This window comes from Paractinoplanes globisporus DSM 43857 (assembly GCF_000379645.1).
GTDB classification, from domain to species: domain Bacteria; phylum Actinomycetota; class Actinomycetes; order Mycobacteriales; family Micromonosporaceae; genus Actinoplanes; species Actinoplanes globisporus.
Window position 1 is genome coordinate 39,451 of the sequence record NZ_KB903330.1, and the last position, 11,832, is coordinate 51,282.

General features: G+C 71.7%; 12 protein-coding genes. 6 read left to right on the forward strand and 6 right to left on the reverse strand.

Features of this window, described 5'->3' with window-relative positions:
- Nucleotides 1-21 precede the first annotated feature (21 nt).
- The gene (locus A3CQ_RS0139515; protein WP_020516499.1) at nt 22-813 is read left to right on the forward strand and encodes a Bax inhibitor-1/YccA family protein; all 792 of its coding nucleotides are present in this window, start codon (nt 22-24) and stop codon (nt 811-813) included.
- Nucleotides 814-988: 175 nt separating this feature from the next.
- Entirely contained in the window at nt 989-1,276 is a 288-nt protein-coding gene (locus A3CQ_RS0139520) for a hypothetical protein (RefSeq protein WP_020516500.1), read from the forward strand.
- Between the two features lie 58 nt (nt 1,277-1,334).
- Here A3CQ_RS0139520 and A3CQ_RS0139525 read toward each other — a convergent pair whose 3' ends face one another.
- The 3 genes from A3CQ_RS0139525 to A3CQ_RS0139535 form a co-directional block, all read right to left on the reverse strand.
- Complete coding sequence (locus A3CQ_RS0139525) at nt 1,335-2,579, reverse strand: acetyl-CoA C-acetyltransferase (protein ID WP_020516501.1); 1,245 nt, start codon at nt 2,577-2,579, stop codon at nt 1,335-1,337.
- A 72-nt stretch (nt 2,580-2,651) separates the two neighbouring features.
- Entirely contained in the window at nt 2,652-3,440 is a 789-nt protein-coding gene (locus tag A3CQ_RS0139530) for an SGNH/GDSL hydrolase family protein (protein WP_020516502.1), read from the reverse strand.
- A 20-nt stretch (nt 3,441-3,460) separates the two neighbouring features.
- Nucleotides 3,461-4,546 carry an SGNH/GDSL hydrolase family protein gene (locus A3CQ_RS0139535; protein ID WP_020516503.1) on the reverse strand — a complete coding sequence of 362 codons (1,086 nt, stop codon included), beginning with the start codon at nt 4,544-4,546 and terminating at the stop codon, nt 3,461-3,463.
- A 104-nt stretch (nt 4,547-4,650) separates the two neighbouring features.
- Here A3CQ_RS0139535 and A3CQ_RS0139540 point away from each other — a divergent pair, with 104 nt between their 5' ends.
- Nucleotides 4,651-4,995: a YkvA family protein gene (locus A3CQ_RS0139540; RefSeq protein ID WP_026206716.1), complete on the forward strand. Its 345-nt coding sequence runs from the start codon at nt 4,651-4,653 to the stop codon at nt 4,993-4,995.
- Between the two features lie 3 nt (nt 4,996-4,998).
- Nucleotides 4,999-6,360 (forward strand): cystathionine beta-synthase, encoded by a 1,362-nt coding sequence (locus A3CQ_RS0139545; protein WP_020516505.1) that lies wholly within the window; start codon nt 4,999-5,001, stop codon nt 6,358-6,360.
- Between the two features lie 201 nt (nt 6,361-6,561).
- On the opposite strand, the gene A3CQ_RS0139550 is transcribed toward A3CQ_RS0139545, so the two are convergent.
- Nucleotides 6,562-7,506, reverse strand: a complete 945-nt coding sequence (locus A3CQ_RS0139550; protein WP_020516506.1) for a S1C family serine protease — start codon at nt 7,504-7,506, stop codon at nt 6,562-6,564.
- A 176-nt stretch (nt 7,507-7,682) separates the two neighbouring features.
- On the opposite strand from A3CQ_RS0139550, the gene A3CQ_RS0139555 reads away from it, so the two are divergent.
- Nucleotides 7,683-7,997 (forward strand): hypothetical protein, encoded by a 315-nt coding sequence (locus A3CQ_RS0139555; protein WP_020516507.1) that lies wholly within the window; start codon nt 7,683-7,685, stop codon nt 7,995-7,997.
- A 319-nt stretch (nt 7,998-8,316) separates the two neighbouring features.
- On the forward strand, nt 8,317-10,476 hold the full coding sequence (locus A3CQ_RS55700) for an ATP-binding protein (RefSeq protein WP_020516508.1): 2,160 nt from the start codon (nt 8,317-8,319) through the stop codon (nt 10,474-10,476).
- A gap of 130 nt (nt 10,477-10,606) precedes the next feature.
- Here the strand turns inward: A3CQ_RS55700 and A3CQ_RS0139565 are convergent, their stop codons facing one another.
- Nucleotides 10,607-11,071: a GNAT family N-acetyltransferase gene (locus A3CQ_RS0139565; RefSeq protein ID WP_020516509.1), complete on the reverse strand. Its 465-nt coding sequence runs from the start codon at nt 11,069-11,071 to the stop codon at nt 10,607-10,609.
- Nucleotides 11,072-11,176: 105 nt separating this feature from the next.
- Nucleotides 11,177-11,746 carry a dihydrofolate reductase family protein gene (locus A3CQ_RS0139570; protein ID WP_020516510.1) on the reverse strand — a complete coding sequence of 190 codons (570 nt, stop codon included), beginning with the start codon at nt 11,744-11,746 and terminating at the stop codon, nt 11,177-11,179.
- Nucleotides 11,747-11,832: the final 86 nt, after the last annotated feature.

The window sequence follows — 11,832 nt, forward strand, 5'->3', positions numbered from 1 at the left end:
CCTCAAGGGAGGCTGGACACAGTGAAATCTTCGAACCCGGTTCTGTCGCGGCTCGGCCAGGCTGCCGAGCAGCAGCGGACCGCCGGGCAGGGATACGCCGAGCCCTACCCGACCACCCCGGGGCTAGCGGCCCCGCCGGTCGCGCGGGCGATGACGATCGACGACGTGGTCGTCAAGACCGTGATCCTGCTCGGTATCACCGCCATCTCCGCCATCGCCGCGTGGAACATCATCCCCGACGCCTATCTGGGCGCCGCGTGGATCGGCGCCGCGATCGTCGGCCTGGTCCTGGGTCTCGTCATCTCGTTCTCGCGGATGGCCAACCCGACCCTGGTCGTGGTCTACGCGGTCGTCGAGGGCGTCTTCGTCGGCATGGTCAGCAAGACCTTCGAGTCGTTCTACAACGGCATCGTCCTCCAGGCCGTGGTCGCCACCTTCGGCGTGTTCGCCCTGATGGCCGTGCTCTACACGTCTCGGGTGATCAGGTCCTCGCCGCGCTTCCGCAAGATCATGATCGGCGCGATCGGCGGCCTCTTCATGGTCATGCTGATCAACCTGGTGCTCTCGCTCTTCGGCGTGCACACCGGTCTCCGGGGCGGCGGCGCGCTCAGCATCGGCTTCAGCCTGGTCTGCATCGTGGTCGCGGCGCTCAGCTTCGTCCTCGACTTCGACCAGATCGAGCAGGGCGTCCGCATGGGCCTGCCGCAGCGTTACTCGTGGACGTGCGCGTTCGGCATCCTCGTCGGCCTCATCTGGCTGTACCTGGAGATTCTCCAGCTGCTGAGCTACCTCCAGGGCGGCAGTCGAAACTGATCGGACACACACCCCGGCGCCCGGATCGTCCTCCCACGGTCCGGGCGCCGCTGTGTTTCCTGCCCGCTGTGTTTCCTGCCCGCTGTGTTTCCTGCCCGCTGTGTTTCCTGCCCGCTGTGTTTCCCGGCCCGCTGTGTTTCCCGGCCCGGTCGCGTTCCCGGCTACGCTCGCCCGCATGACCGACTTCGCCGCCGCGATCGACCGCCTGCTCAACCAGGTGCGCCACTGGGAGCAGCCGCGTTGGCGCGGTAAGGCCGATCAGACGTACGCGTTGGTCCAGCGCCTGGCCGATCTCGTCGCCGACGTGGAGTCCCGTCCGCACCGGCCGGTGCCGCGCGAGCACGACATGATCCTCCCCGACCAGCTCCGGGTGATGGCCGACGACCTGCTCGCCGCGAGTGCCCCCGAGCCGGTCCTGGCCGAGGCCGCGTCGGCCGTGGAAATCCTGCGCAAGAACCTCTGAAATGAACACCGCCGAGCCCGGCCGCTCAAGGCAGGCCGGACCCGGCGGAAACTTTTCCTCAGCTCAGGCGCTCGAGGACCATGGCCATGCCCTGACCGCCGCCGACGCACATCGTCTCGAGCCCGATGCTCTTGTCGTGCCAGTCGAGCGAGTTCAGCAGCGTGCCGGTGATGCGGGCGCCGGTCATGCCGAACGGGTGGCCCACGGCGATCGCGCCGCCGTTGACGTTGAGCTTGTCGATCGGGATGCCCAGGTCCTGGTACGACGGGATCACCTGGGCCGCGAACGCCTCGTTGATCTCGACGAGGTCGACGTCGTCGATGGTCATGCCGGCCCGCTTGAGCGCCTGCTTCGACGCCTCGACCGGGCCGAGGCCCATGATCTCGGGGGAGAGCGCGGTGACGCCGGTCGCGACGATCCGGGCCAGCGGGGTGAGGCCGAGCTCGCGAGCCTTGGTGTCGCTCATGATGACCACGGCCGCGGCGCCGTCGTTGAGCGGGCAGCAGTTACCGGCGGTGACCCGGCCGTCGGGGCGGAACACCGGCTTCAGCCCGATGACGCCCTCCATGGTCACGCCCGGCCGGGGGCCGTCGTCCGCCGACACGACCGTGCCGTCCGGCAGCGTCACCGGGGTGATCTCGCGCTGCCAGAAGCCGTCGGCGATCGCCTTCTCGGCGAGGTTCTGGCTGCGTACGCCGAACTCGTCCATCTCCTGGCGGGACACGCCCTTGAGCTGGGCGAGGTTTTCCGCCGTCTGTCCCATCGCGATGTAGATGTCGGGAACCTTGCCGTCCTCGCGCGGGTCGTGCCACACGTGGCCGCCCGCGGCGGACTCGACCGTGCGGGCCTGCGCCTCGGCGAAGTACGGGTTCTGCCAGCCGCCGCCGACCAGGGCCTGCGCCTCGGACGGGAGCCCGTCGGAGCTGCCCCGGGCGAAGCGGGAGACGGTCTCGACGCCGGCCGAGACGAAGATGTCGCCCTCGCCCGCTTTGATCGCGTGGAAGGCCATCCGGGTGGTCTGCAGCGAGGACGAGCAGTAACGCGTCACGGTCGCGCCGGGCAGGCCGTCCAGGCCGAGCTTGGTGGCGACCACGCGGGCCATGTTGAAGCCCTGCTCGCCGCCGGGCAGGCCGCAGCCGAGGTAGAGGTCTTCGATCAGGGCGCGGTCGAGCTGAGGCACCTTGTTCAGCGCGGCGTCGACGATCGTGGCGGTGAGGTCGTCGGGGCGCAGATCCTTGAGCGATCCCTTGACGGCACGGCCGATCGGGGAGCGCGCGGTGGCAACGATGACAGCTTCCGGCATGAGCACCACGTTAACTGGTGAGTAACAACCTCTGCGAGTGCAAGTTTGTCACAGGTCGCTGTAAGCGCGCTGTCACACGCCGGACATGGCGGCCTTTGCCACAGCCGGGTAGAGCGCGTGCGCCCACACCCGATAACCATCGGCCGACGGATGGAACCCGTCGTAGCAGAACGTGCCCGCGTCGGCCCGGAAGACCGCGCCGGTCTCCTCGGCCAGGTCGACCACCGCGCCGCCGGCCGCCTGCACCGCCCGGGTCTGTGCCCGCGCCATCCGGCGGCCCAGCATGCCGGCCACCTGACGCAGCGGCGGCGCGATCGCCCGCAGCGCACCCAGGTCGGGGCAGGTGCCCACGACCACGCGCACCCCGGCGTCGCGGAGCCGCCGCACGGCCTGGCCGAGCAGCTCGGCCGCTTCCTCGGGGCTGCGCAGGCTGGTCGCGTCGTGCGCGCCGATCAGCACCACGGCCACGTCCGGCCGGTCGCCGAGCAGCGCCCGTGCCACCTGGGTGGCCAGGTCGGCCGCCCGCGAGCCGGCCACGCCCACGCTGGAAAGCAGCACGTGCCGCTCGCCGGTCTCGGCCGTGCCCTCGGCCAGCAGGCGGGCCAACTGGCCGCCGACCGTCTCGGAGAGCCACTCCACGCCGACCCCGATCGCGGCCGAGTCGCCGAGCAGCACCAGGCGCAGCGTCGGGGACGAGAGCTTGCCCATCGACGTGCGCAGAGCCAGGCCCATGGTCGGTTTCGCGTAGCGCCGGGCCTTCGCGGCGAGCACCTCGCCGGCGAGCAGCGCGAGACCGCCCACCGCCCCGGCGAGCAGACCGGTGGCCGCCGCCCTGCCGATCCGCGCGTTCAGCCCCGCCATCTCTCGCCTCCCTGCGTCCGTCAGCTACCCGCGGCCTGATGATCCGCTGGGGTCCACCCTACGGCCCCGTCCCCGGACGAGCCCAGATTCCCCGCGTCGCCCGCGGTGGCTCCGTCGGCCGTCAGCGCCGCCTTGTGTCCGAACCAGGCGCGCGGCTCGCCGAACCACGGGTGCCGGCGCAGCAGCACCCGGCGCCCGCCGGTCTTGCCCGGGCTCACCTCGGTGCCGGCCGAGCGCACCGCCTCCTGGGCGGCCTCCTCGAGGTTGCTCATACCGACCGCGGCGGCCGGGCGGTCGTCCTCGCCGAGCGCGGCCAGCAGGGTCGGCAGCACCACGGACGCGGCCCGGGCGTAGCCCTCGGCGGACGGGTGGAAGTGGTCGGAGGAGAACATGCGCACCGGGTCGGCCTCGAAGATCGGGCCCAGCAGGTTGACCAGCGACACCGTACGGCCGCCGGCCGCGACCACCGCGACGGTCTGCGCGGCGGCCAGGTCGCGGCTCCACTTGCGGGCGAGCCAGCGCAGCGGCGGCTTGATCGGCTGGATCGCGCCGATGTCGGGGCAGGTGCCGACGACGACCTTGCAGCCGGTCTCGCGCAGCCGGCGCACCGCGTCGCCCAGATAGTGCACGGCCTGGTCGCGGGCCGAGACGTGGGTGACGTCGTTGCCACCGATCAAGATCACCGCGACGTCGGGCTCGTACTCGAGGGCGGCGTCCACCTGGTATGGCAGTCCGGCCGACATCGCGCCGACCACGGCCACGCGGTAGAGGCGGACCGGGCGGCTCAGGCGGCGGGAGACTCCGGTGGCCAGCAGCGCGCCCGGTGTCTCGCGGGGACGGTGCACGCCGTACCCGGCGGCCGAGGAGTCGCCGAGGATGACCATGGTGATCGGCTTGCCGCCGAACTTCGCGCCGTACAGGCCGTCGCCGCGCGGCGGGGGCGCCTCGGCCAGCGGGATGATCCGGCGCGCGTCGGCCGCCTGGCGCAGCAGCAGCCCGGCCGAGCCGGCGGCCACCACGGCGAGAGTGCCGGTGATGCCACCGACGACCTGGCCGGCGACCTTGAACCGGCGCCAATCCTCCGCGCTGAATTCGATGCCGCTCACGGGTCCCCCTCCCAATCCGGCTTGGATTCGAGGCTAACTCGTTCCCGCGAGAGGCAATCATGGCGCGCTCAAGTCATGCTGGAGTGGCAGAGAGAGGGGAAATGATGGCGAAAAAGCTGAGAAGGGCGGCGGCGTTCACCGCGCTGGCCAGGGCACTTACGTCGGGTGCCCGGGGCGGCCCGTCGGTGAGCAAGCGCCTGGCGGCCCTGCCCCGCATGCTGAAAGCGACCGCAAAAGGACAGTACGACGGGGGCATGCGGGTGGCGCTGATGGCCGGCGCCGCGGCGTACATCGTCTCGCCGATCGACCTCATCCCGGAGGCGTTCCTGTTCGTCGTCGGCCTGGCCGACGACGCCGTGATGATCACGTGGCTGGCCGGCGCCGTGCTCGCCGAGACCGAGCGCTTCCTGGAGTGGGAGAAGCAACGGGACCAGGCCGTCGTAATCTAAAGCGTGCGTTACTACGACAGCGTCGTCGAGATCATCGGTGACACACCACTGGTCAAACTCAACCACGTCACCGAGGGCATCGCCGCCACCGTGCTGGCCAAGGTCGAGTACTTCAATCCCGGCGGTTCGGTGAAGGACCGGATCGCCATGCGGATGGTGCTCGACGCCGAGAAGGCCGGCCTGCTCTGGCCGGGTGGCACCATTGTCGAGCCGACCAGCGGAAACACCGGTGTCGGCCTGGCCCTCGTCGCGCAGCAGCGCGGCTACAAGTGCATCTTCGTCTGCCCCGACAAGGTCAGCGAGGACAAGCAGAACGTCCTCCGGGCGTACGGCGCCGAGGTCGTCGTATGTCCGACAGCGGTCGCCCCCGAGGACCCGCGTTCCTACTACAACGTCTCCGACCGGCTGGCCCGCGAGGTGCCCGGCGCGTGGAAGCCCGATCAGTACAGCAACCCGGCCAACCCGCGCTCACACTACGAGGAGACGGGCCCCGAGCTGTGGAAACAGACCGGCGGCAAGATCACTCACTTCGTCGCGGGCGTCGGCACCGGCGGCACGATCACCGGCGTCGGGCGGTTCCTCAAGGAGCAGGGCCCGGTCCGGGTGATCGGCGCCGACCCGGAGGGCTCCGTCTACAGCGGCGGCACCGGTAGGCCATACCTGGTGGAGGGTGTCGGCGAGGACTTCTGGCCGGCCAACTACGACCCGGACATCTGCGACCAGGTCATCGAGGTCTCCGACTCCGACTCGTTCGAGATGACCCGGCGGCTGGCCCGCGAGGAGGGCCTGCTGGTCGGCGGCTCGTGCGGGATGGCCGTGGTGGCCGCGCTCGAGGTGGCCCGTGCGGCCGGTCCCGAGGACGTGATCGTGGTGCTGCTGCCCGACGGCGGCCGCGGGTACCTGTCCAAGATCTTCAACGACGACTGGATGGCCCGGTACGGCTTCCTGCGCACCAGCTCGGAGGACGCGCCGACCGTGGCCGACGCGCTGGCGGGCAAGGACGGCCGGACCCCGCCGCTGATCCATGTGCACCCGACCGAGACGGTGCGCGACGCGATCGATTACATGCGGGAGTACGGCGTGAGCCAGCTCCCGGTGCTCAAGGCCGAGCCGCCCGTGGTGACCGGCGAGGTGGCCGGCTCGATAGCGGAAAAGGCCCTGCTCGACGCGCTCTTCACCGGCCAGGCCCACCTGCACGACACCATAGAGCGCCACATGGGCGACTCCCTGCCGATGATCGGCGGCGGCCAGCCGGTCGGCGAGGCGGTGGCCCTGCTGGAAAAGGCCGACGCCGCCCTGGTCCTGATCGACGGCAAGCCCGCCGGCGTCCTCACCAGGCAGGACCTCCTAGCCCACCTAGCCTGAGCCGCCTTTGCTCTGCGCACCTATACGCCCTGCTCTGCGCACCTATACGCCCTGCTCTGCGCACCATACGCCCTGCTCTGCGCACCTATACGCCCTGCTCTGCGCACCTATACGCCCTGCTCTGCGCACCTATGCGCCCTGCTCTGCGCACCTATACGCACGGCGCGTATAGGTGCGCAGAGCAAAGGGCCGCGGTGGGGGTCAGCTCAACTCGGCGGGGATGGTTACGACGTCGACCAGGGCGTTCTTGCGGAGCAGCGTGATCGGGAGGTTGTTGCCGATCGCGGAGCTGAGCATCAGCCGCTGCAGGGCCTGCACGGTCTGCAGCGGCTGACCGCCGGCCGAGATCAGGATGTCGCCCAGGTAGATCCCGGCGTTTCCGGCCGGGCTGCCCGGGACGACCTCGACGACCCGCAGCCCCACCTTTTGGCCCAGGCGGGCGGCCAGCTGCGGCGGGAGCGGAGCGGGGAGACCGGCCACGCCCAGCCAGGCCCGGCGGACCCGGCCCGAGGCGACCAGCTCGCCGATGATCGTGCGGGTGGTGCTGTTGATCGGGACGGCCAGGCCGAGGCCGTAGCCGGCGACCGCCGTGTTGATGCCGACCACTGTGCCGGTGGAGTCGGCCAGCGCGCCGCCCGAGTTGCCCGGGTTCAGCGCCGCGTCGGTCTGGATGACACTGTCGATGATGCGGACCCGCCGGCCGTCCCGGGCCGGGAGCGACCGGCCCAGGCCGGAGACCACTCCGGCGGTGACCGAGCCGGCCAGGCCCATCGGGTTGCCGACGGCCACGACCAGCTGGCCGATCTTGAGTCGGTCGGCGTCGCCGAGCGGCGCCGCCGGTGCGCCCGGGTTCTGCACACGGACCACGGCGAGGTCGGAGAGGGGGTCTGCCCCGACCACGTCGAACTTTGACTCGCTGCCGTCGGCGAACGCGGCCGTACCGCTGGTGGCGCCGGCGACGACATGGGCGTTGGTGAGAAGGAAGCCGTCGTCGGTGAAGGTGACCGCCGAACCGGCGCCCGCCCCGCGGCTGGTGCGCACCGAGAGCGCGGCGACCGAGGGGAGCAGGCTGGAGGCGACACCGGTCACGATGCGGCTGTAGGCGTCGAGCGCCTCAGGTTCGACACTCGTGTGTTCGGTATCCATGACCGCCTCAACAACGCTCCGACGCCGGTCTATGCCGCCGCGCCGTCCGCCCACGGCGAACAGGAGCGGTGACGGTCCGCAATGGCAATCGCACAGAAAGTCCGACCGGCCGGTGGGCGGGTGCGGTTGTATGAGTCGTACCGGAGGTTGCAGCACGTCCCGACGGAGAGTGACGGATGGTCATCGCCGACCAAGCGCCGGCCGACATCGTGGACCGCATGCTCTGGCGCGACGCCCAGCAGATGCTCGGGCGGCACGCCGAGGCGGGCCTCGACGGCAACTGTGTCTGGTGTGGATGGCGATGGCCGTGCGCCCCGCGCCGCCTGGCCGAGCGGGCCGACGCCGCGTCCCGCCGGCCGTGGCGTGAGGCCTGGACCGTCCGGCACGACCTGAACAGCATCCGGGCCATGCCCGGCCTGCGCGCCGGAGTGGAGGACAACGCCGACCGGCACGGCTACCCGGGGGCCCGCAACCGCGGTTACTTCGACTGACAACTCCATCAGGCTCCGACGTCGCCGACAGCTTGACCTCCCCCGGCAGGCCACGGCTCACGAGCCCGGCCGACGTCTCCCAGCGGTGAAGCCGCAGCGCCCCGCCAGCGCCGTGGCATCCCGCAACAGGACCCGCCCTTGAACTGGTACAGGACCGGCACGCCTCCGCTGGTCCAGCGCCTCCGGCCAGGCGCGACCCCCGGTTCGGGCGGGGCGGTTGGCGGGAGCGCGTGACCACAGGTTCCCCCGCAATATCTCGGTCGCGCGCTCCCGCCCACCTATAGTTGGGGCGGATCCACAGTGGAGGTGCTGCGACCGCATGTCCGTCCCACCCCCGATCGCAGGCTTCATCGGCCGTTCGGCCGAGCTGGCCGTCCTCGACTCACCGTCGCCGGCCGTCACCGTCATCTCCGGGCCGCCGGGAGTAGGCAAGAGCTCGCTGGCCGTCCACTGGGCCCGCCGGACGACGCAGGTGTTCCCGGACGGCCGTCACCACATCGACCTGCGCGGCTTCGCCGAGGCCGACCCGCGCGACCCCGCCGACGCACTGCGGCTGCTGCTCGAGTCGCTCGGCGTCGGTCCCGACCGGATGCCCGCCGACCGGGACGGCCGGCAGGCGCTCTACCGCGACCTCACCGAGTCGCTGCGGCTGCTCGTGATCCTCGACAACGTCCGGGACGACGAGCAGGTGCTGCCGCTGGTGCCTGCCGGCGAGCACACCCGCGCGGTGGTCACCAGCCGGCGCCGGCTCACCGGCCTGATCGCCGCCGTCGGCGCCCGCCCGATCGACCTCGACGTTCTCGGCGAGGACGAGGCGATCGAGCTCTTCCACGAGCGGGTGGGCACCACCGAGCCGGGTGCGGCCGAGATCGTCCGGGCGTGCGGCCGGCTCCCTCTCGCCGTGACGCTGGCCGCGGCCCGGGTGCGCACGGCCGGCCACCCGCTGGCCGCCCTCGCCGCACTCACCGCCGAACTGCGCCGCCCGGCCGGCCGGCTCGAGGCCCTCGACGACCTGCGGGCCGTGTTCTCCTGGTCGTACCACGGGCTCGTGCCCGCGGCGGCCCGCTTGTTCCGGCTGCTCGGCCTGGCCGCCGGCCCCGACATCGCGCTCACCGCCGCCTCCGCGCTCGCCGGAAGCCCGCCGGTCGCGTGCCGCCGCCTGCTGCGCGAGCTCACCGACTCGGCCCTGGTCACCGAGCCCACTCCCGGCCGGTACGCGATGACCGACCTGATCCGCGCCTACGCCGCCGAGCTGGCCCGCGCCACCGACCCGGCCGCCGAGCGGCGTGCGGCCCTGACCCGGCTGATGGACCACTACACGCACACGGCGTACCAGGCCGACCTGGTGCTCAACCCGACCCGGGCGCCGATCCCGATGACGCTGAACGCACCGGCCGACGACTCCCGGCCCAGCCCGCTGGTCGACATGAAGGCCGCGATCGCCTGGCTCACCGGCGAGCGGGAGACGCTGCTCGCCGCCGTCCGGCAGGCCCGCGACGAGGGCCTGGACACGCAGGCGTGGCAGCTGAGCTGGGCGCTCGACTCGTTCCTGCACGAGGAGCGCCGCTGGGACGACGAAGGCGCGGCCTGGGCGGTCGCCCTCGATGCGGCCGCCACGCTCAGCGACGGGCCCGCCCTGGCGTACGCGTATTCGTTCCTGGCGGTCGCCGACGCCCGCCGGCAGCGGTTCGACGAGGCCCAGGACAACCTGGCCCGGGCCCTGACCCTGGCCGTGGACGACACCGGACGTGCCGAGTGCCGTTTCATCCTGTCCTACCTGTGGTGGCTGCAGGGCGACCAGGAACGGGCGCTCAGCGAGGCGGGCGCGGCGCTCGACCTCTTCCGCACCCTCGACGACCCGGTCTGGGAGGGCAAGGCGGCGCTCGCGGTCGGCTGGTATCACGCCCAGCGCGGCGAGGCGCAGACCGCGCTGCCGTACTTCACCGAGGCGCTCGCGCTGCAGCAGCGGGCCGGCGACTGGGAGAACGAGTCGATCACCCGGGACAGCCTGGGCCTGCTGCACCACCACACCGCCGAGCACGACCGCGCGGCCCGGCATTTCGAGGAGGGCCTGCGGCTGTCCCGGCGCACCGGCAACCCCGCGGTCGAGGCGCAGATCCTCGCCCACCTCGGCGACCTGTACGAGACACTCGGCGACCCCGACACTGCGGTTGAGCGCTGGCGCGAGGCGTACGAAATCCTCTCGGACCTGGGTCACCCGCAAGCCGCCGCCCTCCGCGGAAAGCTTGCCCCCGGTGGCACTTCCGTTGCCGCGCCCGGAATCCGCGGCCACCGACTGCGTCGCGGCATGTCCCAGGAGGACCTCGCGGAACGCACCGGCCTGAGCGTGCGCACCATCCGGTACCTGGAGTCCGGCCGCGCCGGGCGACCGCGTCCCGAGACCGCCCGGCTGCTGGCCGACGCCTTCGGCCTGGAGGGGGAGGAGCGCGAGCGTTTCCACCTCGCGCTGTCCCGATGATCTCGCGTTGATCTATTGCCGGTCGGTTGCCGGTTGCTTTCCTGTGCGGTGGCGTCGCCCGGCCTGACGATGGAGTCCTGGGGGGTGACCGGGCGGCCGAACTGGGCCGGTCGTCCGGTTCCTCTCTCCGTCAGCCTTTCAGCGGCCGGCCGTACCGCAGCTGCCGCACAGGCTCCCCGCTGATCGGCTCCACCCGCGTCTCGCCGTCGGCTGTCCAGCCACCGCGCTCGTAGAACCGGCGGGCCCGCTCGTTGTCCTCCAGCACCCAGAGCACCGCCCGCTCGCCGCCGATCTCCTCGAGCTGGAGCAGCGCGTTCTCCATGAGCAGGAGCCCCACCCCGCTGCCGACCAGCACCGGGTCGACGTGGATCGCGTAGAGCTCGGCCGCGCCCTCGGTCTCACTGGGCCCCACATAGCTGAACCCGACCACCCGCTCGAACTCCTCGGCCACGCTCAGCCGATGCGTCTCGTTTTCCCACTTCCACCGCTCAACCCACCAAGCGGCCAGCGCCGCCGCCGACGGCGAAGCCAACGTCTCGGCCGGCAGGATGTGCGCATAGGCGGCCGCCCGCGACCGAAAATGCAAGGCCCCCACCGGCAAAAGATCAACGTCATTCCCCGTACGCACCATCGCCGTCACCGCCCGACCGTACCGCCCGGCCGAGTGGTGGGCCGCGCCCGTGGGCGCGGCCCGTGATGGCTAGGCCGGGCGGTAGGTGACGTGGGTGAGGTTGGTGCCGATCGGGTGGGATTCGATCAGGCGTAGCGGGCGGATGCTGCCGCTGTCGGCGAGCATGGCTCGGCCGGCGCCGGCCAGGACCGGGAAGACGATCAGGCGTAGCTCGTCGACCAGGTCGTGTTTGATCAGGGTGGGGATGAGGCTGCCGCTGGCGTAGACGACGATGTCGCCGTCGACCTCCTGCTTCAGCTTCGCGGCCACCTCGGTCAGGTCGCCGCTGACCGCGGTCGAGTTGCGCCAGGCCAGCGGGTCGGGGGACGACGTCAGCACGTACTTCGGCAGGCTGTTGAACCTCTCGGCCCAGGAGCCGGGCCGGTCCGCCCAGCGCGGGGCGAAGTAGTCGTAGCTGCGCCGGCCCATCAGCACCGCGTCGACGTGCATCGCCTCGTCCTCCTCGGCCGCGGCCCAGGCCGCGCGGTCCGCGTCGTCGATGCGGGTGAACCAGCCGCCGTGCGTCGTGCCCTCCTCCCCGGTCGGGTCGGTGCTGACGCCGTCGAGGGTGATGTTTTCGCTGACGATGATCCTTGCCATGGTGGGTCTCCTTTCGATGTGCTGATGGAGACACCGCGATCTTCCGAAAGGGGTCGCGACCCGTTTGCCGCACGGCCGGTGTCGGT

Bases quoted from the DNA above. Each gene is read 5' to 3' on its own strand.
- A3CQ_RS0139520 (WP_020516500.1), top strand. From the start codon at position 989: ATGACCGACTTCGCCGCCGCGATCGACCGCCTGCTCAACCAGGTGCGC.
- A3CQ_RS0139525 (WP_020516501.1), bottom strand. From the start codon at position 2,579: ATGCCGGAAGCTGTCATCGTTGCCACCGCGCGCTCCCCGATCGGCCGT.
- A3CQ_RS0139530 (WP_020516502.1), bottom strand. From the start codon at position 3,440: ATGGCGGGGCTGAACGCGCGGATCGGCAGGGCGGCGGCCACCGGTCTG.
- A3CQ_RS0139540 (WP_026206716.1), top strand. From the start codon at position 4,651: ATGGCGAAAAAGCTGAGAAGGGCGGCGGCGTTCACCGCGCTGGCCAGG.
- A3CQ_RS0139550 (WP_020516506.1), bottom strand. From the start codon at position 7,506: ATGGATACCGAACACACGAGTGTCGAACCTGAGGCGCTCGACGCCTAC.
- A3CQ_RS0139555 (WP_020516507.1), top strand. From the start codon at position 7,683: ATGGTCATCGCCGACCAAGCGCCGGCCGACATCGTGGACCGCATGCTC.
- A3CQ_RS55700 (WP_020516508.1), top strand. From the start codon at position 8,317: ATGTCCGTCCCACCCCCGATCGCAGGCTTCATCGGCCGTTCGGCCGAG.
- A3CQ_RS0139570 (WP_020516510.1), bottom strand. From the start codon at position 11,746: ATGGCAAGGATCATCGTCAGCGAAAACATCACCCTCGACGGCGTCAGC.